This window comes from uncultured Odoribacter sp. (assembly GCF_937966165.1).
GTDB lineage: Bacteria > Bacteroidota > Bacteroidia > Bacteroidales > Marinifilaceae > Culturomica.
Genome location: NZ_CALCLB010000022.1, coordinates 34,348 through 60,945 on the forward strand (window position 1 = coordinate 34,348; position 26,598 = coordinate 60,945).

General features: G+C 39.8%; 22 protein-coding genes. 11 read left to right on the forward strand and 11 right to left on the reverse strand.

Annotated elements, in window-relative coordinates:
• The first annotated feature begins 136 nt into the window (after window positions 1-136).
• Window positions 137-1,324 (forward strand): 6-phosphofructokinase, encoded by a 1,188-nt coding sequence (locus tag Q0465_RS09820; protein ID WP_298615666.1) that lies wholly within the window; start codon window positions 137-139, stop codon window positions 1,322-1,324.
• A gap of 270 nt (window positions 1,325-1,594) precedes the next feature.
• On the opposite strand, the gene Q0465_RS09825 is transcribed toward Q0465_RS09820, so the two are convergent.
• The 3 genes from Q0465_RS09825 to Q0465_RS09835 all read right to left on the reverse strand — a co-directional run bounded on the left by Q0465_RS09825 (window position 1,595) and on the right by Q0465_RS09835 (window position 3,306).
• Window positions 1,595-1,792: a hypothetical protein gene (locus Q0465_RS09825; RefSeq protein ID WP_298615668.1), complete on the reverse strand. Its 198-nt coding sequence runs from the start codon at window positions 1,790-1,792 to the stop codon at window positions 1,595-1,597.
• A gap of 61 nt (window positions 1,793-1,853) precedes the next feature.
• A complete protein-coding gene (locus Q0465_RS09830) occupies window positions 1,854-2,510 on the reverse strand; it encodes a hypothetical protein (protein WP_298615670.1) in 657 nt (218 codons plus the stop codon).
• Window positions 2,491-3,306, reverse strand: coding sequence for a metallophosphoesterase (locus tag Q0465_RS09835; protein WP_298615672.1), 816 nt, complete (start codon window positions 3,304-3,306; stop codon window positions 2,491-2,493). The genes Q0465_RS09830 and Q0465_RS09835 overlap by 20 nt, the downstream gene beginning before the upstream one ends.
• 236 nt (window positions 3,307-3,542) lie before the next feature.
• Between Q0465_RS09835 and Q0465_RS09840 the strand changes: the two genes are divergently transcribed.
• Window positions 3,543-3,965, forward strand: a complete 423-nt coding sequence (locus Q0465_RS09840) for a hypothetical protein (RefSeq protein WP_298615674.1) — start codon at window positions 3,543-3,545, stop codon at window positions 3,963-3,965.
• A gap of 7 nt (window positions 3,966-3,972) precedes the next feature.
• On the opposite strand, the gene Q0465_RS09845 is transcribed toward Q0465_RS09840, so the two are convergent.
• Window positions 3,973-5,946 (reverse strand): tetratricopeptide repeat protein, encoded by a 1,974-nt coding sequence (locus Q0465_RS09845; protein WP_298615676.1) that lies wholly within the window; start codon window positions 5,944-5,946, stop codon window positions 3,973-3,975.
• 256 nt (window positions 5,947-6,202) lie between these two features.
• On the opposite strand from Q0465_RS09845, the gene Q0465_RS09850 reads away from it, so the two are divergent.
• Window positions 6,203-7,885, forward strand: coding sequence for a hypothetical protein (locus Q0465_RS09850; RefSeq protein WP_298615677.1), 1,683 nt, complete (start codon window positions 6,203-6,205; stop codon window positions 7,883-7,885).
• 528 nt (window positions 7,886-8,413) lie between these two features.
• Here Q0465_RS09850 and Q0465_RS09855 read toward each other — a convergent pair.
• Window positions 8,414-9,553, reverse strand: coding sequence for a hypothetical protein (locus Q0465_RS09855; RefSeq protein ID WP_298615679.1), 1,140 nt, complete (start codon window positions 9,551-9,553; stop codon window positions 8,414-8,416).
• 213 nt (window positions 9,554-9,766) lie between these two features.
• Between Q0465_RS09855 and Q0465_RS09860 the strand changes: the two genes are divergently transcribed.
• The 7 genes from Q0465_RS09860 (at window position 9,767) to Q0465_RS09890 (ending at window position 20,155) form a co-directional block, all read left to right on the forward strand.
• Window positions 9,767-11,071 carry a DUF4270 family protein gene (locus Q0465_RS09860; protein WP_298615681.1) on the forward strand — a complete coding sequence of 435 codons (1,305 nt, stop codon included), beginning with the start codon at window positions 9,767-9,769 and terminating at the stop codon, window positions 11,069-11,071.
• Window positions 11,072-11,084: 13 nt separating this feature from the next.
• Window positions 11,085-12,344: a hypothetical protein gene (locus Q0465_RS09865; RefSeq protein WP_298615683.1), complete on the forward strand. Its 1,260-nt coding sequence runs from the start codon at window positions 11,085-11,087 to the stop codon at window positions 12,342-12,344.
• Between the two features lie 245 nt (window positions 12,345-12,589).
• Entirely contained in the window at window positions 12,590-15,601 is a 3,012-nt protein-coding gene (locus Q0465_RS09870; protein ID WP_298615685.1) for a glycoside hydrolase family 3 N-terminal domain-containing protein, read from the forward strand.
• A 177-nt stretch (window positions 15,602-15,778) separates the two neighbouring features.
• Window positions 15,779-16,462 carry a succinate dehydrogenase cytochrome b subunit gene (locus Q0465_RS09875; RefSeq protein WP_298615687.1) on the forward strand — a complete coding sequence of 228 codons (684 nt, stop codon included), beginning with the start codon at window positions 15,779-15,781 and terminating at the stop codon, window positions 16,460-16,462.
• Between the two features lie 75 nt (window positions 16,463-16,537).
• Complete coding sequence (locus Q0465_RS09880; RefSeq protein WP_298615689.1) at window positions 16,538-18,478, forward strand: fumarate reductase/succinate dehydrogenase flavoprotein subunit; 1,941 nt, start codon at window positions 16,538-16,540, stop codon at window positions 18,476-18,478.
• Between the two features lie 72 nt (window positions 18,479-18,550).
• Window positions 18,551-19,312, forward strand: a complete 762-nt coding sequence (locus Q0465_RS09885) for a succinate dehydrogenase/fumarate reductase iron-sulfur subunit (protein ID WP_298615691.1) — start codon at window positions 18,551-18,553, stop codon at window positions 19,310-19,312.
• Window positions 19,313-19,357: 45 nt separating this feature from the next.
• Window positions 19,358-20,155 (forward strand): alpha/beta fold hydrolase, encoded by a 798-nt coding sequence (locus tag Q0465_RS09890; RefSeq protein ID WP_298615692.1) that lies wholly within the window; start codon window positions 19,358-19,360, stop codon window positions 20,153-20,155.
• On the opposite strand, the gene Q0465_RS09895 is transcribed toward Q0465_RS09890, so the two are convergent.
• A complete protein-coding gene (locus Q0465_RS09895; RefSeq protein WP_298615695.1) occupies window positions 20,122-21,192 on the reverse strand; it encodes a hypothetical protein in 1,071 nt (356 codons plus the stop codon). The two genes, Q0465_RS09890 and Q0465_RS09895, sit on opposite strands and share 34 nt — an antisense overlap.
• A 121-nt stretch (window positions 21,193-21,313) precedes the next feature.
• Here Q0465_RS09895 and Q0465_RS09900 point away from each other — a divergent pair, with 121 nt between their 5' ends.
• Window positions 21,314-22,288, forward strand: a complete 975-nt coding sequence (locus Q0465_RS09900) for a type I phosphomannose isomerase catalytic subunit (RefSeq protein ID WP_298615698.1) — start codon at window positions 21,314-21,316, stop codon at window positions 22,286-22,288.
• Window positions 22,289-22,355: 67 nt separating this feature from the next.
• On the opposite strand, the gene pyrI is transcribed toward Q0465_RS09900, so the two are convergent.
• The 5 genes from pyrI to Q0465_RS09925 all read right to left on the reverse strand — a co-directional run bounded on the left by pyrI (window position 22,356) and on the right by Q0465_RS09925 (window position 26,546).
• Window positions 22,356-22,811 (reverse strand): aspartate carbamoyltransferase regulatory subunit, encoded by a 456-nt coding sequence (gene pyrI, locus Q0465_RS09905; protein WP_298615700.1) that lies wholly within the window; start codon window positions 22,809-22,811, stop codon window positions 22,356-22,358.
• Window positions 22,812-22,870: 59 nt separating this feature from the next.
• Window positions 22,871-23,779 carry an aspartate carbamoyltransferase gene (gene pyrB, locus Q0465_RS09910; RefSeq protein WP_298615703.1) on the reverse strand — a complete coding sequence of 303 codons (909 nt, stop codon included), beginning with the start codon at window positions 23,777-23,779 and terminating at the stop codon, window positions 22,871-22,873.
• A 318-nt stretch (window positions 23,780-24,097) separates the two neighbouring features.
• Window positions 24,098-25,306: a bifunctional phosphopantothenoylcysteine decarboxylase/phosphopantothenate--cysteine ligase CoaBC gene (coaBC, locus tag Q0465_RS09915; protein ID WP_298615753.1), complete on the reverse strand. Its 1,209-nt coding sequence runs from the start codon at window positions 25,304-25,306 to the stop codon at window positions 24,098-24,100.
• Window positions 25,307-25,368: 62 nt separating this feature from the next.
• Window positions 25,369-25,722, reverse strand: coding sequence for a DNA-directed RNA polymerase subunit omega (locus Q0465_RS09920; RefSeq protein WP_298615705.1), 354 nt, complete (start codon window positions 25,720-25,722; stop codon window positions 25,369-25,371).
• A 23-nt stretch (window positions 25,723-25,745) separates the two neighbouring features.
• Complete coding sequence (locus tag Q0465_RS09925) at window positions 25,746-26,546, reverse strand: outer membrane protein assembly factor BamD (protein WP_298615706.1); 801 nt, start codon at window positions 26,544-26,546, stop codon at window positions 25,746-25,748.
• Window positions 26,547-26,598: the final 52 nt, after the last annotated feature.

Genomic DNA, 26,598 nt, shown 5'->3' on the forward strand with positions numbered 1-26,598 from the left:
TTTCTTTATTCCACTATTTTCCATTTTTTTTGAAAAAATCAGACAAATATACGTACTTATCTAGGATTTTTTTTGCAATTCCGGATATATTTTGTGAAATTTAAAGCTGTAACTAACACATAAATTTTATTGTATTATGAGCCAAAAATCAAAAGGAATTATCGGTATTTTAACTGGAGGAGGAGATGTTCCGGGACTTAACCCGGCCATTCGTGCAGTAACCATCAGAGCTCTCAGAGAAGGATATAAAGTTATTGGCATCCGTCGTGGATGGCGGGGCCTGATCGATATTGTGCGGGACAAAAAAGCGGACAATTCCGGGAATTTTTTTGAACTCACTGAAGAAATTGTCAACAGGGCAGGCCGTACCGGAGGAACTTTTTTACATACCTCCCGCACTCGGGCCTCACATGTCCCGCTAGAATCTGTACCCCAGCATTTAAAAGACAAATACACAGAAAAAGTCAACGACCTGACTTCAGAAGTCCTCCAGAATTTAGATTTTATGGGTATTGACTACCTTGTTCCGATCGGAGGGGATGACACACTGAGCTATGGGGTGAGGTTAAGCAAAGAAGGAGTAAAAGTCATTGCTATCCCCAAAACAATGGATAATGATGTACCGGGAACGGACTATTGTATCGGATTCAGTACCTGTATTACCCGGACCATTGAGTTGACCCATAGTTTGAGGACCTGCGCCGGTTCCCATGAACGCTTACTGGTGCTGGAAGTGTTCGGCCGTTACGCCGGATTTTCCGCCATGCTCCCCACTCTGGCAGGAGCAGCTAATCGTTGCGTTATACCCGAATATCAATTTAATATCGACCGGCTTTGTGAACTTCTTTGCCAGGACAGATATACGAATCCCAGTAAATATTCCGTTGTCCTCATCTCGGAAGGCGCTACCTATAACGGAGGAGATATGATGTTTCAAAGTGAAGAAACAGATATGTTCGGACACAAAAAACTGGGAGGCATAGGAGATCATATAGCCAATCAGCTGAAGGAGCTTTCGCCTAAATTCAATCACGGAGAAAGCATTAATGTGATTAATCAGAAACTGGGATATCTGGTAAGATGCGGTAATCCGGATGCCATGGATTCGATTGTACCCATGGCTTACGGCAACCTGGCATTGGATCTGATTTCCAAAGGAATGCACGGGCGCCTTGTCATCCTTCGTAACGGACGTTACGACAATGCTCCCATAGAAATCGTAACCAGTACCAAAAAATTAGTAGATGTAGAAAAATTTTACAACACAGACCGGCTTCGTCCGAAATACAATAGTTTCGAATTTATGCCCCAAATGATACTTTAAAACTGCAGGGTAACACGGACTTTCCGGTAATTATTAATTGAGAAAATCGGGATAAAAACAATTTTTACCCCGATTTTCTGTTTTCTGAAAGATTAATTATCCGGTAACAATTTTCTTTTTATTTTCCACTATCCGTCGCTTTGCTGAATAGTACGACTAAAACTCCCGGTTCCCTTCTATCCATCCGGATATAAAGTTCAGTCCTTTAAAAAGAGTGATTTCCAAAATTAATCCGGCATAAAATCCTTTCGACCGATAAAACGGTTCTTTCTACTTTTGAGGTACCGAATCGGGGGAAATACTATCCACCGCAATAATAACAGTTTCCTGTTCTATAATGACAGCAGAATCCTGAGGTTGATTCATCTGTGCTGCATTCCTTTTTGCAGAATTCCGGCAAGAAGCTATGGAAATAAGCAATAGAATTAATACAATATATCCGAATTTTGTTTTCCAGTTTGTTTTCATTTTCCCGTATTTATAATCTATATATATTCGCAGTTTTATACGAAACCGGGAGAATAAAAGTTTATAAAAACTGGAATTTTAATCCCAAGGATAAACTGAATATATCGGTCAAATGTAAATACTTATTCGTAAAATAACTGATCACATATAAATCGTTTGTCCCGACTTCATAAAAGAAAGTGATGTGGTCTGTCAGCAACTTCGGTTTCAAATTAAATTTTATGCGTTGTCCGAAAGCAATATTAAAACGCAGGTTGGTCGCTACGTTATAATATTTATCCGGATACTTATCCGGATCTTTCGTCCAGAATTCCTCTCCAAAAATTTTATTGATATAAATACTGGCAGTAAAAGGTTCCCCCACCCAACGACTATTTTTAATCCGGATTTTCCAGGGAATATAATTTTCTTTTAATGTAATTGTAATGTGGTGTTCTTTGCCATCAAATTTGGGTAAATATCCTAAAAGAATATCTGTTTCCCATTGTTTTTTCTTACCATAATCCCAACCCATACCCAGAGAAAAAAGTCCCATTCCTCCGGCAAACTGAAATTTATTATAACGGGGGACCAGCTTATTCCACCTCGACTGATATTGTTCCTGCAATCTTTCATGCTTATTCTGCCTCTTTTCAGCACGAGTCTGGGCAAAAACTGTATTTTCCCCTCCATTCAAACAAAGCAAAATCAACAGATATTTAAAAATATACCACTTCATAAGAATAATTCTCTTTGGTCACTGTAAATAACAGATAATTCCGATTTTTCATCGCATCCGAGCCATAATAAATAATTCCATCTCCAAAAAAATCATTGACCATTAAATGATGTTCATGGGCATGCACACAGAAACGAAGATTCTTCAGCCTTTTTAAATATTCCTGAAAAGGGACCTTGACATTATTATTAAAGATAACATTCCCAGGCTCTGTATGCATAATAGCAATTGAAGAATGAAGGGGCTGTTCCAGCGTATCGGCAATTTGTTGTTGAATAAATTCAAAATCCGGTACCGGAATGGAATAATCATAATCCAAAGCATTCGTATTTAAACAAACGAATTTTATCCCTCCATATACAAAAGCAAAGTTCAGAGCGCCATACATCACTTCATAAACTTCCCGCCCTGAACCCAAATTATCGTGATTTCCAATGACGGCCACGTAGGGAACTTTCAACTTACTCATGATATCGTGAATCCAGCAATATTCTTTCTTTAATCCGAAATCGGTAATATCGCCCCCATGCACCACAAAATCAATATCATCCCGCTGATTTGCAGCCTTTACGAAATCTTCCGTCTCATCATACCAACGTTGCGTATCCCCCATAGCAATAAAACGGACAGTATCTCTGTTTTTATCCAAAGCCCGTAAACGCTCAATATTCTTTTCGTTGATATTTTTATACTTATTATCCAACCTCAATTCATAAGGATGATATTCAAATACTTGTTCACAACTACACAAACATAAAGAGCAACCCACAATGTAAATACAAAGTTTCCACATCATTTTGTCATTATTTTATCTTGCTTCTTGCTAACAAAATGTATGCCTCTTTCGTTATTTTTGTAGATTTTCAAAGGGAAAAAGAAATAAATTAACAAGGAAGGTATCCGTAAAGACACTATAAAATTTGCATTGTTTATATATTTATTCTATCTTATTATGATATGAAATTGCATAAAGTAAATATTTTTCAGCGATTTATTGCTTTTAAAGTTTACATGTAAATAAAAACGGGATGTATGGACATGTCTATTAATAAAAGATTAGAGAAATTTTTATTCGAAAAAAATATTTCTCAGGAAAAATTAAGAATTAAGCTCGGTTTAAAAACGCGACAGCAAGTCAGCAACTGGATAAACTGTCATGATCATATCCCGGATAAACATTTACTATCCATTATCCGGCAATTCCCTGAATTAAACGCGAACTGGTTACTACGGGATGTAGGAAGCATGCTGATAGACCAAAAACAATTGAGGCAAATAAACCGGAATGAATACGGATTTTGTGAAGATTGTATCGACAAAGACAAAGAAATAACCATGCTCAAAAACCTGTTAGAGAAAAAAGAACAGGAATTAAAAGCACAATACAAAGAATCCGGAAAATTGGAAGAAAGGCTTTACCAATACGAAAAAAAAGAAAAAAGGCAAAACGATTAGTGCACAGCTAATCGTTTTCTTCTTTACAGTACCTCTTAATAATATTATAGGCATCAATAATCCCTAACTCTCCTGCCTTGCTTAAATCTGCATTTGCTTCCGCTTTTCTTCCGGTATAGATATACAATAAACCTCTGTTGAAATAGGCCTCAGCAAATTCTTTATCTTGTTGAATAACTTTGGAATAAGCCTCTATGGCTTGTTCGATTTTTTCACTTTTTACATAGACATTTCCAATATTGTATAAAGCAAACACAAAAGCCGGATCTATCTCCAGGCATTTCTGGTATTCTTCCAATACCTGGGAATAATCTGTCACACGTTTTACCTGTTTATCATCTCCTATAATTTCGACGGAATTATCCCCTACCGATTCTATATAATCCAACATCAGCATTCGGGCGTTGGCTACATTAAACAAGGCTAATAAATGACTGGAGTCCTGTTTTATAACATATTCAAAATCCTCTATTGCTTTCGGATATTCCTGACTGTTCATATAGAAAATTCCCCGGAGCAGATACTCATCCGCTGTTGCCCGATGTGTTATCTGAGTAGTTAGATTTGCAATATTTTCCGCTATAAAGGATTCCGGATATTTGTATTTTCTGTTCGTCAAAGACAAAGAAGGCTGATAATTATGTTGTTGGTTATAGTTCATAACATGCACATTATAATACTGGACTTTACCACTCCTCAAAGAATCAAGACTCAGGTATTGTACGCAGAAGATATCCTGAAGGGAAACAATCACATTTTTATCCTGTATTCTTCCGTTAATTACATCCCGCATTTTATCTTCCCGGGCATTAAAATCAATTAAGCGCCGGAAATTTTCAGTCGTATCCACCAGCGCATTCCGGTCCCCTTCTTTCATTTTACGGTAACGGTCCATTATTAGCAGCGCTTTCCCATGATCTTCATCAGCGGCAGCATAATTCTGAAGGGCGTTATTGACAGCGGCACGGGCCATATACGCTTTGACAAAATCCGGATACAAACGGATACTTTCTGAAAAATCCTCAAAAGCTCCTGCGTAATCCTTGATTTCCATTTTCAGCAGTCCCCGGTTAAAATAAATCAGAATATTATCCGGATTTGTATCGACGACTTTATCCAAATCGGCAATAGCATTATTATAATCGCCGACTTCAGCTCTCAGCATAGCCCGGTTATAATAAGCATATATATAAGTACTATCTATTTTTATTATCTCTCCGTAATCTTTCAAAGCTTCCGGGAACTTTTTCATTTCATACCAGACAATGGCCCGGCTCATCAATATTTTTTTATTTTTCGGATTCGCCTTCAGGGCCCGGTTATAATCTTCTATTGCATTATGGTAATCTTTTTGTTTGTACCAGAGATATCCCCTCAGTCCAAAGGCATCATCCGAAAACATATTCAGCTTAATAGCTGCATTACAATCCGCCATTGCGCCTTCCGGGTCATCCAGTTTTTCACGCATAATCGCCCGGTTTAAATAAGCGGCCAATAGTTTATTATCAATCATTAAGGATTTAGAGTAATCCTTTTCCGCTCCTTTATAATCCCCTGTCTCAGCCTTAGTAATTCCCCGGTTAGCATATACATAAGCATCGCTGGGATCCAATGAGATCGCTTCATTATAATCCTGCATGGCTTCTTTGAACTTTCTCAGGTTATGATAAGCAATTCCCCTATACATATAGGCATAAAAATAATTGGGATTTAAATCAATCGCATGAGTATAATCTGCAATCGCTCCTTCATAATCATCCAGGTTCATCTTAGCCAGTCCCCGGAAAAAATAAGGTTCCGAAAGATAGGGTTTTACCCGGATAATATTGTTAAAATTATCAATTGCACTTACATAATCGTCAAAATAGATGGCATTTTTTCCCATCTGCAACATATTATAGGTATTCCACTGCGCAGACGCACTTAGTGTCAGTAACAACAAAAGACCTCCCCAGATACCTTTACACAATATATTTTTCATGTAGTGTTCAAACCTATTTTAAAGCAGTAAATATAGACAAAAAGAGAAAATTCTGAAAGATGAGTTTTCTTTTTTCACTTTTTTTACCCCATTAAATTCAAATTTAAGATTGACCTCTTTACCCAATTTATTAAATGTTAATGAAATCTTCCCTGTATTTGTTTTTCTTTTATTTAAAGTTTAACTCTCAAAACTTGCGTATTAACAAATTATGTTTATATTTGCTATTAACTATAAACCTTTAAAATCAAGCATTATGAAATCAGGTCTACATTATTGGGTAAACTTGTTGGTCATCTCTATTTTAGCCTTTAACTTTACGGGTTGTAGCGATGACGACAATAAAAATGAAATTGTTCCCCCCACTCTTGCTTTACAGGCCGGAGAATCCACAATCACAACGATATCATTTACCATGATAGCGGAAAATGCTGAAGACATGGCTTATCTTCTCACAAAAACAGATGCTGCAGCTCCCACTTTCGACCAAATTTTCTCGGAAGGAACGATAAAGGCAGCTACAGAAAATCAGCCGGTAATAATCGAAAACCTGGAAGTAAATGCAAAATACAAAGTATATGCAGCAGCCCGGAACGGAGAACTGAAGAGTGAGGTGGTTTCGCTAGAAACACAGACAGGAGATTATACCAACCTGGTCACCCTACTGGAAAAAGGTAAAAATTACTTTTCTTATCATCTTAAAACGACAGCAGAAAATACACCGGTCCTTCATTTGGGAGTTGAAAAAAATTTACTCGACTTCTTCCTGGAAGATTTAACGGATGAAGCAGAAATTGAAAAGACAAAACAGGAACTCCTGGTTGCTTTCGGATACCATGGGACCGGCGAAAAAACTTATACGCTGAAAGACGGAGAAATAGATCCGGATGACAATGCTGTGCTGGAAGTTCTGGCCGGTATACCTTATGTAATTTTAGCCGTAGAAACCGATGCTGAAGGCAACGTCACCGGTCAAACTTCTATGGTCGAATTTATTACAGAAGCTCCGGCAACATCTCCTTACGGTATTACAATTGAAGTGAACGATATTACACCTGAAACCGCTCACATTATATGCACTCCCGATCAAGGTATCACCTATTTCTATCAGGCACTATTCACAAAAGAAGCTGCCGAACAGTATATAGCAGAAAATGGAGCAGAAGGATTCCGGGCTTACATTCTGAACAGTGGTGACCGCTGTGATGAAGGTACAGACGATTTTATATGGAAAAAACTTTCTCCGGATACAGATTACGTAATGTATCTCATTGGAATAGATGCAAACGGAGATCAAAAGGAAGTTAATAAAGGATTTCATACCGCAAAAAAAGAGAATCCGAGTGGATATAACATCATTGCAGACCGGGCATTGAAGGTGCTCTATTATACAGGAGGAAATTATTATGTAGAATTCGGTGATTGCGAGATGACACTTGACGCAACCGGAAATTATTATCCGACAGACGGAGGAGCAGGAAATTGGGTAATTATTGATTGTTATGGTGACGAAAGTACCGATCCTGAAAATCCCGTTTTCCCGTCAGGTACTTATACTTTCGACCCGAATAATACTTATGCATTCGGTACCTGCAGTGAAGAATATACCTGGGCTAACTCCTGGGATGCAGATGGAAATTTAACCAATATTAACTTTTCTTCCGGTAGCATTACAGTAACACAAAATGGAACCGATTATCAAATTAATATACAACTTATCACTACTGAAAATATTAATTTCAAATGTACTTATAATGGACCTTTGTCATTTATAGCGGGACAATCTCCTGCCATATTAAATAAATCAGCAGCAACTCTTTCCCATGTACCTCACCGTTTTAGCCGCGAAACGCAAACGGGTTTAAATGTACAAAAATACGGTCAGGCCCATCCGTCTTCTCTAAAAGACAAATTAAAAAACAAACTTGGTAAAAAGTAAAAATTTATGGAATAATAACAGGAAAACCCGGGCCTTCTCTCCCGGGTTTCCTTTTAGATAACTTTTCAGAAAGGAACCGTCCTTCTTTCTTAAAAGTCAGGCATTTTTCTTTTCAGAGCAGTCCGCCATTTTCAAGCGGGAAGCGAAAATGTATACACCTACTCCGATAATTATAAACCGGAAAAAAGAAACGGAAATAGGATTAAATGAAAAATCAAATAAAACCTAAACAAGTCGTAGGATATAAAAAAATCGCCGGAAAGTCTGACCACGTCCTGGAATATATATCAAAACAAACGGCAGATAAAATAAAGCGGGAAAATAATAATTGTTTTCTTACCCTACCCGCATCAGGGTTTATAACCCCTTTCGTCTTTCACACCTACGTCCTTTGATTACTCCTCGTCCTCCCCTTACCATCTGTCCCCCGGAAACTCATAATCAAAAAAGAAACTTATACTATGGAGAAATAAAAAATGGAGTCTAATAAAATTAAACTCCATTTATCCGGTATTTTTTCTTTAATTATTAGTCATCGTCCTGATCCCAGTTTTCAATTCCAGGTTCAAATGAATAAGTCGTCGTTCTCATGGCCAAATTCATACTCGGGCTACTATTAGCACCGCCGACAGCGACCCAGCCAAATCCGTTCTGCGTAAAGCCTACACCGGCTTGCCGAAGCTGCCCGGCCGGAAAATTAGAAACTTCATTCCATCTCCCTTCTTCATGGTCATAAGGATTAAATTCCCAGCAGTCACTTAATAAGCTCAGACGGGAACCTGTAGCAATATGTATACGTGTAGTGGCTTCAGAATCTGCTCCCGTAACAAAAGATACAGCATAAGCCCTAGGTATCATTCCGTAATCATTGTCATAACTGCGGCCATCCAAATCTTTTAGAGGATCTAAAAGGCTCCACCATGAACCGGCACCCGAAAACGGAGTAAATTTAATAACATCCGTAGGATAAGTTCCGGCATCATCAACACCTGTAAGGATATAGGCAGTACTGCCAACTACAGCTACGCATGCACCTTCTCTCTTGTCTCCGTATACACCGATCTGAGTCCAGGTATCGGTTTCTGTATCATATTCCCACCAATCTTTGAAAGATCCTTTCGGATTACGTCCTTCATTGTTACTGCCGAAACAAACATATCCTTTTCCTTTCTGGGAACTATTCGGATTCGGAACATAAAAACCGGTGGCATACCGACGCTGATCTCCAGGAAAATCTCCTAATTTGGTCCATTGAGATCCCGGAGAAGCCTTCGGGTCAAATCTATAAAAGTCAGAAAAATATTCCGGCTGTTCAGTTCCATAACGATTGTTATTGGCAGCATATCCTAAACCTACATAGCCATAAGTACCATCTGAAAAAGCAACAGCTCCATAACGGGCTTTAGCTGCTGCCGGCAGCGTATCTACTTCCCTCCAATTGAGATTTTCATTAAAAGCCCAAAAATCCTTCAATTCTACCTGATTCGTATTTACTCCAGTACCTATATATACTGTATTGTCAATTGTAAAACAAACTGCACCGATCCGGCCTGCTCCGCCAAAAGACTGTTCTTTTCTCCAGTTGCCTCGTTTCTCATCATTGGAATGACAAGCACCCACCAATAGCACTAGAACAACCAAAAAACATAGATTTCTTACCGTTTTCATAAATATTTGCTATTTCAATTTTATTTTTTGTTATTTCCCATGTAAAACATGGGCAAAACTACACAATTTATATACAAATCCAATAAAAAATCTATTAAATTACGTTTCTAAATTTTATAAATCCTGTAATAACAAATTAAAATACCTTTACTGTATCATATTTTTAGAAAATAATTTTACCTTCGCCCTTTGATTATATGCAATATCGTAAACATGAAAAATATCATTCTTATTTGTTTTGTAATAATTTATTGTTCGTGTACAAATGATGTCACTTCAATCGGACATGATCTGATTTATGACGAAGATTTTGTTGCAGTTGAACGATTTCCGATTACACAAACGTCTACAGTCAAATTAGACTCCTTTGCCACCTCTTCAGGATCTTATACATTGCTGAAGAATTTGATGGTGGGATCTGCAAAAGACCCTTTTACGGGCAGGACCACAGTTACCCCTTATTTTGAAATTGTTCCTTACGGAGGTACCGAAATTAAAAATACATACGGTTACGATTCTATCACTTTTAATTTCAGTTATTCGGGAAGTATCTGGGGGGATACGACAGCAATTCAAACTTATTATGTTCATCAGTTAAAAGAAAATCCTCTTCCGGATGCTGAAACGGATTTGTTGTACAATATTTCTACCGTACCCTATCACCCGGAGGTTCTGGGAACTTTTGATTTATTACCCAGTAAACGAAATCTTCAAAAACTCTATTTCCGCTTGGATGATAACCTGGGCCGTACGTTATTTGACATGGTAAAATACAATACGGAAGAAATACGGAATGATGCTCTTTTCATTAACTATTTTAAAGGACTAACTTTAATTCCCGATAAAAATAACAGTTGTGTATTTACAATGAGTGCTCTTCCGGACAGTTTAAACGTTCGGTTACACTTTCACGATTCCGATAAAAACTATACTTATATGTTTGCAAAGAGTACGGAATTTAACCGGTATACCTTTATGCACATTACAAATGATGCGGCCGGCACGCCATACAGCGTGCTTACCAATCAAATGCAGAATTTATCTTTTCAGGATGCAGCCTGGGGGAATGCAGCTTCCGGTCAGACACTTACCCAAGGGTTAACCGGATTTATGATAAAAATGGAATTACCGATCGCTCCGGCAGGAGAAAAATACAGAACAATTGTAAAAGCCGAAATCGAATTGCAACCCGAACAATATGCTAATCTGGAATTTAGTTTACCTTCTATTATAAATCTTTATCAATCCGATTCGGAAAATAAAGTCATCACCCCTATTCTGGATGCAGCCGGCAATGCCGTCAGCGGTGTTTTATACTATAATATAAACACCCCTGAAAAAAATAAATATGTTATTAACATTACAGATTATTACAATAATTTATGTTTAACTCCCAATGCACTGGAGAACAACAAAGTCATTGTCAGTGTTCCTGTAAACGGAATGGGGACAAGTTACAATCGTTTAACGGTGGATCGCATACCGGTGTTAAAAGTTTACTATGCTAAATATGAATAATGCTTTTTTTAATATGAAAAAAACGCTCCTTTTCTCTTTTGTTTTTGCATTATTTTCAGGCAGTCTATTGGCTCAAAATAATACAGGTACTCCCTATTCCATGTATGGAATCGGACTTCTTCAGGATAATTACGGGCCTTATACAGCAATGGGAGGAGTTTCTGCAGCCATGCGGGATGCCACAAATATCAACTTTTTAAACCCGGCTTCTTATACAGCTTTGGACAGCAATCGTTTTTATATCCAATTCGGGATTACGGGAGAATTTGTAAACATTTCTACCCATCAGGAAAGTACCAATTACCGGGTAGCCCAAAACGCTTCCCTGAATATGGCTCTGCGTATCTATAAAAATCTCTACACTTCTTTCGGTTTCAATCAAAGGTCGGACATTGGATACGATCTCCACTATTATAAATTGATAAATGGAAGTGAAAACGAATATTATAATCAACAAGTCTCCGGAAGCGGAGGATTAAATGATTTTTATTTAGGTTTTGCCTACAGATTCGGAAAATTATCCGTAGGCTTGAATACTTCTCTTGTATTCGGAAATCTGGAAAAGCGATTGACATTGGTTCCTGCAATAACAGATAGTTATTATATCAATACACAGAATAAAATCTCAGTACACGATGTTATCTTTAACCTGGGATTGCAATATATGTTTACTCTATCCGCCAAATCTAACCTGACCTTGGGAGCCTCTATGAATTTTGGTTCTAAACTGGGGGGAAAACGTACTTTTATCGCTTATAAAATCAACTCCAGTACTTCCGGCCAGCAAACCCTGGACAATGAACTCCTGAACAGAGGATATATCACTTATCCTTTCCGTATTGTCGGAGGATTTTCATACGATTACAAAGACAAGTGGAATCTGGCCGGAGATTATACTTATCAGCGGATGTCTGCCTATGAAGAGTTTGGAGAAAATCAAGAGTTTCAGGATTACCACAAAGGTTCTTTAGGAGTTTCTTTACTCCCCTCCCGTTACGGCAGATATTGGTGGCAACGGAATAAATATATTTTAGGGACTTATGCCGTACGTTCTCAAATCCGTTTAAATCACACGAATGTCAATACTTACGCTTTCACTTTAGGAACACAAATTCCCGTTTATATTCCCAACCGGGAACTGCTGCTCGGGATTGCCTTTGATTTCGGAGTAAGAGGTACGGAAGCAAACGGATTAATCCGGGAAAATTTCGGAAAAATCCGGATAAACATCGCTTTCAAAGAAGGATGGTTTATGAAACGTAAAATTGATTAGTCCACTCATGGAAAGAGGTACAAAGTCTTTTCCCGTCAAGCGCCGGTTCGTGTTTTCCTCAGGAACAAGACTAAAATTTAAGATGGCCTCTTCATCGGGTCCGGAGACATGTCGGTCAGCCAGCGGAAAACTTTCATAAAACATAAAGTATCAAAACCGGATAATCAGAATTCTTTAGACAAAACATTTATATCAAAAAGAAAAATTAAAACATAGCTTTTCAATAGGGAGGTCGATTGAGTGTCATGATGAGTTTAAACAAAATATTTATAATCGTTTTAGCTTTTCTTTTTTCTTTTTCTACAGCCTTTGCCCAATCTTCCGAAGCCGAAACCTGGACGGACAAGGCGCTTACATCTATGTCTTTAGAGGAAAAAATCGGACAATTATTTATGATTGCTGCTTATAGCAATAAAGACAAAGATTACGAAGACCAGCTCAGCAAACTCATTCAAAAGTTCCATGTCGGAGGGGTCATCTTTTTCCAAGGCGAACCGGTACGGCAGGCAGAAATGACAAACCGTTTCCAGAAAGAATCAACCTATCCTTTGTGGATCGGAATGGACGCGGAACACGGCATCGGATGGAGGTTACAAACGGCCATGGTATTTCCGCGAATGCTGATTGCCGGAGCTGTAGCTGATGATTCGTTGATTTTTCTGCTGGGAGCCCGTATTGCCCGGCATTGTGAGATTATGGGGGTACATATTAATTTTGCTCCGGTTGCCGACATCAATAACAATCCCAATAATCCGGTAATTGGGATGCGTTCTTTCGGCGAAGAACGGGAGAATGTATACCGGAAATCAAAAATGTACGTAGAAGGCTCCTTATCCCGTCATATATTGCCCGTTGTGAAGCATTTCCCCGGGCATGGAGATACAGACACGGATTCACATAAAGCTCTTCCTGCAATAAATCACAACCGGGCCCGTTTGGATTCGATTGAACTTTATCCTTTTAAAAAGTTGATTTCCCAGCATATTCCGGCACTGATGATTGCCCACCTGAACGTAAATGCTTTAGACACCAACGGACTTCCGGCCTCTCTCTCCCCTCAGATCATCGGGCACTTCCTGAAGGATTCCCTAAGCTACCAGGGATTGTGTTTTACCGATGCCCTGAATATGAAAGGAGTATTGCAGGGGCGGGAAACAGGAGAAGCAGAAGTGGAGGCTTTAATGGCCGGAAATGATGTTTTACTTTTTCCTCAAAACCTGGAAGAAGCGGTCTCCCACATTAAACAAGCCCTCAAAGATAGTTTGATCCGGCAGGAAGATATCGACCAAAAATGCCGGAAAATTTTGCTGGCCAAATACCAATACGTTTCTCCCCGTCCCCGGGAAGTCCGAACCGAAAGTTTATGGTCCCGCTTAAATACAACGGAAGATTTCGCTTTAAAACAAGAACTTTACAAACAGGCCATCACGTTAATAAAAAACGAAGCGGATCTGCTCCCGTTGAAAAGACTGGACACTCTCCGCTTAGCCTGTGTAAATTTCGGAGGGAAAAAACTCAATCATTTTCAGACGACTCTGGATTACTATGAAAAAATCGAACATTTTCAAACGGGTGAAAAACCTTCTGTAGAAGAAATAAATGAATTGGTCAAAAAATTGACTTCTTATAATTGTGTTATCCTATACAATAGTAAAGCTTCCAACCTGACTTCCCGGAATTTTGGATATACCCCCCGTCTTGCCCAGCTTATCGGGCAACTCAAAGGGAAAAGGATTATTCTCTGTCATCCCGGAATTCCTTACGGATTGAAATCTTATGTGGATCTTCCCATAGATGCCCTGTTAATCAATTATGAAGATCATTTATATTCGCGTCAGTACGCCGCTCAGGCTATCTTCGGGGGCATACCGGTAAACGGCCGTTTACCAGTGGAAATTTCGCCGGCTTATCCTGCCGGCAGCGGCATCTCTACCCCCAAGACCCGCTTAGGCTACAGTATTCCGGAAATGTGCGGACTTTCTTCAGGACAATTAGAAGCGATAGATTCCCTTTGCAAACGGGCTATTCAGGTGAAAGCGACACCGGGTTGCCAGGTACTGGTTGCCAAAAACGGATACATCGTTTATAATAAAGCCTTCGGCTATCATACCTATGTCCGTCAGACCCCAAACAAAACAACGAATATTTATGACGTGGCCTCTGTCACCAAAATCGCAGCTACATTACCGGCTGTTATGAAACTATACGACGAAGGTATACTGCAGTTAGATGCCCCTCTTGCCCGCTATTATCCCGCCTTACAGGAAACCGATAAAAAAAATATTACAGTAAAAGAAGTTCTCACACATACTGCCGGTCTCAAACCGATAGTCCCCTCTTTTACTCACGCCATTGATAAAAAAGCTCTTTCAGGCCAACTCTTTACAGTGAGGCCGACTCCGCAAAACAGTCTGAAATTAAAAAACCGGCTCTATGCCAATCCCAATTATCATTTCCGGGACAGCACACTTTCACGTAAGCCTCTGCCGGATTACGAACCTCTTTCACCCGGCTTATATATTTGCAAAACTTACCGGGACACAACCATTTGCTGTATCCTGAATTCAGAACTCAATCCTAAAAAAGAATATATTTACAGTGATTTAGGATTTATACTCCTTCAAAAAGCCATAGAAAATCTCACAGGAAAGACGTTGGACCATTATTGCTGGGAAAATTTTTTCCAGAAAATAGGGGCTTACAATACAGTCTTTGAGGCCGCCAAACGCTTTAACGCATCCCGTATTATCCCCTCCAGTGTGGACAAATTATACCGTAAAACAGAGATTAAGGGTTATGTACACGACCCGACAGCCGCTCTATTAGGAGGAGTAGCCGGGCATGCCGGTCTTTTCTCCACAGCAGAAGACCTGGCAAAAATCATGGCCATATATCTCAATCAAGGTTGTTATGGCGGAGAACGCTTTTTCTCTCCTTCTACCGTACGGCTTTTTACGCAAAAAACCGATTTTCCCCCTACCAACCGAAGAGGACTGGGATTCGATAAACCGGAAACCGATACGACCAAAAACAGTCCGGCCTGTAAAAGTGCCCCGGCATGCAGCTTCGGACACACCGGTTTTACAGGTACAATGGTCTGGGCCGATCCGTCCAATGAGCTTATTTATGTATTTTTGTCAAACCGGACTTACCCCAATGAATTCAATACCAAACTAACGGAAGAAAGTATCCGGACAAAAATTCAGGAAATTATTTACAAAGCGATCCGTAAGCCGGCACCTGTTCCACTCCAATAATACAGAATTGGCTGAAATCGGAATATATATAGCTGATTTATAATACAATACAGAAATAAGAATTTCATCTATTATTATGGAAACTTTTCTTTATTGATTACTGGTAATATCAGGAAAAAAAGATACTTTTGCATGTGAAGAAAGAATTTAACCAGTTATTAATAAATAATCTTAATTATGAGTAATTTCTTATCATCCTCCATCGGGAAAAAAGTCATTATGAGTTTATCTGGACTTTTCCTGATTGCATTTTTATGCGTCCATCTGACGCTAAATTTATTCCTGATTTTCGATAACAGCGGAGAATTATTCAATCATGGTGCAAATTTTATGGCTACCAACCCTGTTATTAAAATTGTTGAACCAATCCTGGCAATCGGGTTTTTGATTCACATTATCTGGGCGAGTATACTTACTTTGCAAAACCGAAAAGCGCGTCCGGTTAAGTATGCCCAGAGAAATCAAAGCCAGAATGCGACATGGGCATCCCGCAACATGTACATTTTAGGGGGGTTAGTGCTGGTGTTCCTGGTGATTCACCTTTACAATTTCTGGTGGAACATCAAAGTAACAGGTAATCTCGAAGCTGTTGTTGTCGACGGAGTAGAGATGGAAAACACCTATTTACTGGTTTCCAGTTTATTTAAATCTAGCCTTGTTTATTGTGGTTTGTACATTGCCGGAGCTATTCTGTTAGGCCTTCACCTGACACACGGATTCTGGTCAGCTTTCCAATCTATCGGTTTTTCCAACGATATCTGGAGAAAACGTTTGAGCGGTTTGGGTTACATCTTCGCCGTCATCATCGCGGTAGGTTTCAGTATTATTCCGCTGTATTTTATGGCAGGATTCGGGAACTAAACATATTGGAATCAGCCCCCTTGCTTATACAAGTGAGAGGACAAAAATCAAATCAAAAATTCTAAATTAATCGCTATGTCAATAATAGATGCTAAAATACCTGCCGGACCGTTAAAAGACAAATGGTCAAACCATAAAGCCCATATCGGTGTTGTCAGTCCGGCTAATAAAAAGAAATTGGATATCATCGTGGTAGGTACCGGATTAGCGGGAGGATCGGCAGCAGCCAGTCTTGCTGAACTCGGATATAATGTAACTGCTTTTTGTTATCAGGATTCTCCCCGCCGGGCACACTCTATCGCTGCCCAGGGAGGTATCAATGCAGCCAAAAACTACCCCAATGATAACGACTCCGTATTCAGATTATTTTATGAAACGATAAAAGGGGGAGACTATCGGGCACGGGAAGCCAATGTATACCGTTTGGCTGAAGTGAGCAATGCGATCATAGACCAATGTGTAGCACAGGGAGTTCCTTTTGCCCGCGATTATGGTGGCCTTCTGGCAAACCGTTCTTTCGGAGGAGCCTTGGTTAGCCGTACTTTTTATGCCCGCGGTCAAACGGGACAGCAATTGCTATTAGGATGTTATGCTGCCATGAACCGTCAGATCGAAAAAGGGAAAATTAAAGTATATAATCGTCACGAAGTACTGGATATCGTTGTCGTTGAAGGGAAAGCCAGAGGAATAATTGCCCGTGACCTGGTGACCGGAAAAATCGAACGTTTCGGAGCACACGCCGTTGTTCTAGCCACCGGAGGATATGGAAATGTATTCTTCCTTTCTACCAATGCAATGGGATGTAACGGAAGCGCTGCCTGGCAAGCCTATAAAAGAGGAGCTTACTTTGGAAATCCCTGTTTTGTACAAATCCACCCGACTTGTATTCCGGTACACGGAGAACAGCAAAGCAAGCTGACCCTGATGTCAGAATCCCTGCGTAATGACGGACGGGTATGGGTTCCTAAAAAAATAGAGGATGCAAAGAAATTGCAAGCCGGAACTTTAAACCCCAATGATATACCAGACGAAGACCGCGACTTTTACCTGGAACGCCGTTATCCGGCTTTCGGTAACCTCGTTCCCCGCGACGTCGCTTCCCGGGCTGCGAAAGAAAGATGTGATGCTGGTTATGGCGTAAATAACACGGGTAAAGCCGTATTCTTGGACTTCAAATATGCAATTGAACAATTGGGACGCGAAACCATAGAAAAACGATATGGGAATTTGTTCCAGATGTATGAAAAGATCACTGCCGTTGATCCTTATCACAATCCGATGATGATTTATCCGGCTATTCACTATTCTATGGGCGGACTTTGGGTAGATTACAACCTGATGACAACCATCCCGGGTTTATACTCCATAGGTGAATGCAACTTCTCGGACCACGGAGCCAACCGTTTGGGAGCCTCCGCCTTGATGCAGGGATTAGCAGACGGGTATTTTATCCTTCCTTATACTATCGGAGATTATCTGTCAAAAGAAATTCAGACTCCGAAGATCCAGACAAACACTCCGGAATTCGAAGCTGCAGAAAAACATGTTACAGAACGCCTGCGGAAATTATACGATATCAAAGGAACCAAATCACCGGATCACTTCCACAAACAATTGGGACATATTATGTGGGATTACATTGGTATGGCCCGGGAAGCAAAAGGATTGGAAAAAGCGATCCAGTTGATCGCTGAACTAAAAGCGGAATTCTATAAAGATTTGCGTATAGTAGGTGAATTCTCTGCTATGAACAATGAACTGGAAAAAGCAGCCCGTGTAGCAGACTTTATCGAATTAGCAGACCTGATGGCTCACGATGCTCTCGACCGGAATGAATCCTGCGGAGGACATTGCCGTCTGGAATCTGTCACACCCGATGGAGAAGCAAAACGCGACGATGAGCACTATAAATATGTTTCCATATGGGAATATAAAGGTGAAAATAAAGCTCCGGAATTGCACAAGGAAGAGCTGGTATTCGAGAATGTTGAACTGACTCAACGCTCATATAAATAATTGAGGATTCAGACGAAGACAGAACTGCCCCGGGCAGCTGTCCCAGTCACAAATCATAAATAGAAAACCGTTATGGCAGATACAATATTAAAAGAACTAACACTTAAGGTATGGCGTCAAAAAGATGCCAAATCCAAAGGCGGATTTGAAACCTATAAAGTCCATAATATCTCTACCGGTACTTCATTTCTGGAAATGCTGGATATTCTGAATGAACAGCTGGTAAGCGAAAATAAAGAACCGGTAGCCTTCGACCACGATTGCCGCGAAGGTATTTGCGGAACCTGCAGTTTATTTATTGACGGTCGTGCACACGGTCCTGATGATGATGTAACCACATGTCAATTACATATGCGCCGCTTCAAAGAAGGAGCAACAATTACCATCGAACCCTGGCGTTGCGGAGCTTTCCCGGTAATAAAAGACCTTATTGTCGACCGGAAAGCTTACGATAAAATTCTTCAGGCAGGAGGTTATGTTTCCGTAAATACAGGAGGTGTACCGGATGCAAATGCAATTCCCATCTCCAACGACAATGCAGAAGAAGCTATGGACGCTGCTGCTTGTATTGGCTGCGGAGCTTGTGCCGCTACCTGTAAAAACTCCTCCGCTATGCTTTTCGTTGCCGCTAAAGTTTCCCAACTGGCTTTATTGCCCCAAGGGAAAATAGAAGCCGCCAGAAGAGCAAAAGCAATGGTTGCTAAAATGGATGAGCTCGGTTTCGGGAATTGTACCAATACCGGCGCCTGCGAAGCAGAATGTCCGAAGAGTATCTCTATCGAACACATCGCCCGACTCAACCGGGAATTCTTAAAAGCAAAATTAAAAGACTAAACAAGAAGCCGCCTCCGGGCGGCTTTTTCCTTTACTTTTCGGCAAATGCAATTATTTTACAGGGAAAAAGGGAAAGGGTATCCTTTACTTATTTTACACGGTTTGTGGGGCGCTTCTGAAAACTGGCTACCAGTAGCTTCTTTATTAGCCGAACACTTTCGGGTCATTCTTCCGGATTTACGGAATCACGGGCGTTCTCCACATCATCCGGAACATTCTTACCCCTCCATGAGCGAAGATATCAGAGCATTTATCGCCCGCCTGCAACTTTCTGTCCCCCCTCATATTATCGGTCACTCCATGGGAGGAAAAATTGTTATGGAGCTCTTATTTACCCACCCTTCTTCTGTACAAAAAGCCATTGTCGTAGATATCGCTCCGGTCACTTATCAGCTCTCAGAAGAACACAAGCAGATACTGCATTATATGAAGTCAGCCAAGCTGAATGAATTCAACAAAAGGGAAGAACTCATTTCCTCTCTCCAGCAACATTTTCCGGAAGAAAAATTAGTACAGTTAGTCCTGAAAAACATTAGAAAAACGAATCAGTATTTCGAATGGAAAACAAATCCCTTTATCCTGGAACAAAATATGGAAAACCTCTGCAGTCATCCTGCCGCATGGGAAAAAGCGATCTATCCCCATCCGATCCTGTTTGTAAAAGGCGAAAATTCTCCTTATATAAAAGATTTTGCTTCTATTCAGAAACATTTCCCCTCAGCCCGGATAACAACCGTGCAGGGTGCTTCCCATTGGATACATTCTGAGCAACCCGAAACGCTCGCAGAAATCTTTTCCGCTTTCCTCTCTCAGTCTTCCCAGACAAATGCCCTTTTTACGTAAGTAACGGACTGAAGATTAGTATAACTGAATTTATGATTATAGTCGATCCCCGGTTCTAAAACAATAGCCGACAAACGAACGACATAATTCATCCCGTTTTTCAATTCTCCCATACGGTTGGGAAGATCCTCATTTGTCTTTGTATCTTTGGTGATCGATAAACTATTGATATTAGCGTATAAAACACTCACAAAATACGGATTAGACGTATCCATATCCGCGTTTAAAACCTCTACCCGGTAATAAATTCCTGTTTCCGAAAAAGCATCCCAACTCACCTCTAATGTCTGTCCTTTATTGATGGCATTCAATTTAAATGCATCAAAACTCTTTTTCGGCACTCCTCCGGCATATATTTTGTCGCTGAACTTGACAGGATTGCCTCCTGCATTTATATAAAACACGACCATACGTTCTGTATCCGGCAATCCGAAACGACTAGCTTCAATTACATCCCTGGCATTCCAGGATTTTGTGCGGCTTTTATATACCATGGGCACGACCTGGTCTTTTGCTAAAATAACTTCAGCATCTCTAATATTCACCGTATTGCTGCCCGTTATTTCCACTCCCAACCGCAGGGGGACCTCTTCTGTCTTACTGACTTCCTGAATTAAAAAAGCATCAGCAGCCAAGTTCTGTAAATAACGGGGTTCAAGGGTATAATTACGTTCTCCCCTGTTCACCTTTACATTGAGATAACCATCCCCACTATGCAAAACATTCCATTTTTCTTCTCCCCCTTCTGCATAGGTCAACGTAATTTCATTTTTATCACTTGTCCAGCTACCGGCCACCGCATCGGTTTTTCCACTAAAATCCATTTTCCACAGCTTCCCATCTTCTCCGAACTTCAATATTTCCAGCAAATCATCCGTAGTATAACCATCCTTATTGTTGGCCCAATTTGTACAATACCAGTATTTCCCCGTCAGCCTGTGCATCTCTAGTATCGTATCGTCCCGTCCCTCATCATCACTGCAAGAAATCATTCCACACAAACACAGCATTCCCAACATCCATTTCAAGATTTTCATAACCATCAATTTTTAGCTTTTAATTATTCGTTTTTAGCTTTTAAATTTCTATATCTTTGTGCAAGGTACAATTTTTATGCCAGAAAAGAAAAAATAGATACACGACAATAAATATAAAAACATGTTATACCCATTAAAATTTACCCCTATTCTCAAACAGACCCTTTGGGGCGGAGAAAAGTTAGCTTATAAAAACCAAGATAAAAACATCCGGTCTTCTATCGGAGAAAGCTGGGAAATATCAGGTGTCCAGGAAAATATATCTGTCGTAAGCGAAGGTCCCCTTGCCGGAAACAACCTGGAAGAATTAACTGAAGTGTATATGGGAGACTTAGTGGGAGACCATATTTACGAACAATTTGGAATCGAATTTCCTTTATTAATCAAATATATAGATGCCTGTGATAACTTATCAATCCAGGTGCATCCTGACGATGTTGTTGCCCGCGAACGGCATAATGCTTACGGTAAAACGGAAATGTGGTATGTTGTAGACGCGAGTCCCGAAGCCTGCTTATTGTTGGGATTTAATAAAGATACGGATAAAACCGAATACCTGACGAAACTCCGGGACAATACTTTACCCGATTTGCTGAATATTGAAAAAGTCAAAAAAGGAGATTGCTTTTTTATACCCGCAGGCACTGTACACGCTATCGGAAAAGGTTGTTTTATAGCCGAAATTCAGCAGACGTCGGATATTACTTACCGGATTTACGACTACGACCGAAGGGATAAAAACGGGAATCTCCGGGAATTGCATACCGAATTGGCTACAGATGTTATTCGTTTCAAACAACAAAAAGAACATGCCGTACATTACCACCAACATGAAAATCATACTGAAGAATTGGTATCCTGTAATTACTTTACGACCAATTACCTAAAATTTGAACGGGAAATCGAGAAAGATTATTACGATATCGATTCATTTGTGATCTACATGTGCCTGGAAGGAGAATTCTCTGTCGTATACAATGTCGACCAAACCGTCAAAATGAAAAAAGGAGAAACCGTATTGATACCCGCCACTTTAAAAAATATTTTTTTACTTCCTGAACGGGAAAGCGAAATATTAGAAATATATATCGGCTAAATTTACATTATTTTCAAAAACCGCTATCGGAAGAATCTGAATACTTGATCCGATAGCGGTCTTTTATTTAAATTACTTCCATATGTTCCTGATCGGTCAGTTTTTCACAATAATGACATTTCAGGATAATGGGAGAATCGTTGACAACTGTAAATTTAGTCCGTACATATTCATGATTCGTAATACATTTCGGATTCATACACTTAACAATGCCTTCAACTTTTTCCGGTACATTTACCGTTTTTTTCTCGACCACATCGTAATCCCGGATAATATTAATCTTCGCAGAGGGAGCTACTAAAGCCAGTTTATTCACCTCAGCATCTTCCAGAAATTTATCCCAGATTTTAATAATCGCTTTTTTACCCAATTTCACACTACGTAAATTTGTTCCGAAAGTCATTGCATTTTCCATGTCTGCAATTCCGAGTACATTGATGACATCAAATAATTTGTCTGCGGGGATATGATCGATGACTGTACCATTTTCAATAGCACTTACCTGTAATTCCTTTTTAGCCATAGTAAATCAATTTAAAATTTAAATCTTTAATTTTCCGGATCCAAAATTTTCTCCAGAACTTATTTCAATCCTAATGCTTTAGTAATAATAGCCTGACGGGCAAATACCCCGTTACGGGCCTGTTCAAAATAATAAGCCTTCGGATTCTCATCTACGTCTACGTCAATTTCATTGACCCGTGGCAGGGGATGCAGGATACGCATATTTTCCTTAGCATTGGCCAACATCGCGTTTTTCAGTATATATACATTTTTAACTTTCTCATACTCCAAAGGATCAGCAAATCTTTCGCGTTGAACACGGGTCATATATAAAATATCAGCCTGATTAATAACCTCATCCAATTCAGTATGTTCGTAATAAGGAATGTTCAACTCTTCCAGTTTCAACTTATAAGCCGCCGGCATCTGTAAGGACTCCGGAGCCACAAAATGAAATGTCGGATGAAAATGGCTCATGGCCTGTAACAATGAATGTACCGTACGTCCGTATTTCAAATCTCCGACCATACAAATCGTCAGATTTTCCAATGTGCCTTGTGTCTTATATATGGAATAAAGATCCAGCATTGTCTGAGAAGGATGCTGATTTGCACCGTCTCCGGCATTTACAACGGGATGTGCTGCCACTTCGCTGGCATACCGGGCAGCCCCTTCAACCGGATGCCGCATCACAATGAGATCACAATAATTATCCACCATCTTAATGGTGTCCTTTAAGGTCTCTCCTTTTGTCACACTGGAAGAGGAAGCATCCGAAAAACCGACAATACGCCCTCCCAAACGGTTAATCGCAGTCTCAAAGCTCAATCGGGTACGGGTAGAAGGTTCAAAAAACAGAGAAGCCACCACTTTCCCTTCTAAAAGCCGCTGATTCGGATTCTTTTCAAACGCTGAAGCTAATTTCAGAACTTCCAGGATTTCTTCTTTTGTATAATCTTCAATCGATACTAAACTAGATGTATTCATATTTTATATATTTAAGTTCTTGAATTTGACTTAATTTCTGACAGGAATGGACAAGAAAACTCTTTCGCTCTGATATAAAAAAACCAACATTTGTCTATGGACAATGTTGGTTTCCCGTTCTGTATATTCGAACTATATCTTGCTTTCAGACAATGGCTGAAATTATACCGGTTTATATTTTTAAATTCTGACATCATATCAGAATTCAAATGTAAACAATATTTTAAAATGTTACAATTTTATGGAGCTTTGTTTCAAATAAAATACGGCAGGTTTATTCTCCCTTTCGTATTCATTTTATCTGATGCAGCTCCTCTTCTATTCCATTTGCAATAAATCCGCAATACGGTCTACAATATCCGTAGCGACCTCTTGTTTTGATTTTAAATTATAGGCATACTGCTGCTCATTTTTATCAATCAAAGTCACCTTATTGGTATCTCCTCCAAACCCGGCTCCTTTATCCCGCAGGCTATTGAGTACGATTAAATCCAAATTCTTTTTTCTCAGTTTTTGAAGGGCATTGCCAGCTTCATCATTGGTTTCCAGAGCAAACCCGATCAATAACTGTCCCTTCCTTTTTCTCCTTCCCAGTTCGGCAGCAATATCCCGTGTCGGCTGTAACTCCAGACACAACTCTTCCTGCCCTCTTTTTATCTTTACCTCTGATTTTTGCTTCGGCGTAAAATCGGCCACTGCAGCACAGGATACAACAATATCACATTGATCCGCCAACTGCATCACCTGTTCAAACATATCAGCAGCCGAAACGACATCTATCCGATGAATAGCTGCCGAAGTTGTTTTGAGATTTACCGGTCCGGCAACCAAAATGACTTTTGCTCCTCTTGCTGCAAATTCTTCTGCCAATGCAAATCCCATTTTTCCTGTAGAATAATTCCCAATAAAACGTACAGGATCTATTTTTTCATAAGTCGGTCCGGCAGTCAACAGCACTTTTTTACCCGCCAAATCTTTTGCCCGACTCCAAAGCATAGACAAAAAAGCAACAATTTTTTCGGGTTCTTCCATCCGTCCTTTTCCCGTAAGCCCGCTGGCAAGTTCTCCTTCTTCCGGTTCTATAATCCAGTTTCCGTAAGACTTTAATATGTCCAAATTCCGCCGGGTAGCCGGGTGTTGGTACATATCCAGATCCATTGCCGGAGCCAAAGCCACCGGACACTTCGCTGACAAATAAGTCGTCAGCAACAAATTATCCGCAATCCCGGCAGCCATCTTTCCGATTGTATTCGCCGTAGCCGGTGCGATCAGTAGCAGATCCGCCCATAATCCAAGGCTTACATGAGAATTCCAATCGCCGTTTTCGGGATTATAGAAATCGACCAGTATCGGATTTTTAGACAAAGTAGCCATCGTCAGGGGGGTAATAAACTCTTTCGCCAAAGGAGTCATCACCACTTTTACCTCTGCCCCTTCCTTGACGAGCAAACGGGCAAGACTGGCAGCCTTATAAGCTGCAATACTCCCGCTTATTCCTAAAACAATATGTTTTCCTCTCAGCATAATAAAATCATTGGAAATAAATCTCCGGAAAAATCAAAAAAGCCACTCAAAAGTGGCTTTATAGATCAATCTTCTTTTGCAACTTTTTCCTTATCCTTTTCTGTTGCAGGATTACGGAAATAAATTTCGTCGTCTAAAAATTCCTGGGTAGCAATCAGTACAGGTTTCGGAATACGTTCGTAATATTTCGAAATCTCAATCTGCTCGCGATTTTCAAAAATCTCTTCCAGATTATCAGCATAAGAAGCAAATTCCTGCAATTTCCGGCTCAGTTCATCTTTCATTTCTACAGAAATCTGATTCGCTCTTTTTGCAATAATAGCAACTGCCTCATAAATATTCCCGGCCTTAGCTGAAAAAACAGCTGGATTACGGGTAACCGTATTGTTAGGTGCCTTTACTTTTTTAAAATCTACCATAACTGATTTTATATTAATTTACTTTATTCGTCAAACTTATAATTGTCCAGAAATGCATTGATTGCATCATATTTCTTTTTGAGTTCATTGGCATATTTACTGTTCGGATATTCATCAGCGAAATAGTAATATTCTTCTTTGGCAGCATTATAACGCTCCAGTTTCTTATCCTCCACACTATTCACAGCCATTTCATATTTCGCGTCAAAAAGCAAATACATCACTTCTTCTCTGTATTTCGAACCCGGATAGTCTTTCAGGCAATTCTGCAAACTCACCACAGCAGCTTTATAATGTTCCCGCAAATAGTAGTTTTTAGCACTGAGATAATCTTTATAAGCCAGTTTATCCAATAATTCATCAATATAACCGTTTATTTTCTCTTTCCGCATACTATTCGGGTAACGGTTGAGGTAAAGCTGAAAATCCTGAATAGCTTTCAGGCTCGTCTGCTGATCCAGACGCGGCCTCGGAGAAGCCATATAATTACAATATCCCATCATATACAAACATTCTTCCGCATAAGAACTCTCCGGATAAAGCGAAACAAACTGCTTAAAAAGCTCTGAAGCATACTGATACTCTTTCTGATTGTAGGTACAGAAAGCCCGATAATAAGCAATACTCTGAGCTTTACTGGTTCCCGTAAAAATAGAACGGATCCCGTCAAATAAATTCATCGCTTTCTGGTATTCTCCTTTATTATAATATTCTATGGCTTTAGAATATACATAAGGATAATCCGTACTCTTCAAAAGCTTTTGATATTCTCCGCAAGAACTGAACATCAATGCAACCAGAACAAATCCTATTATCTTCTTCATAAAACGAATGCTTTTTTTGCAACATGCAAAGATACAGCATAAATCCCAACAA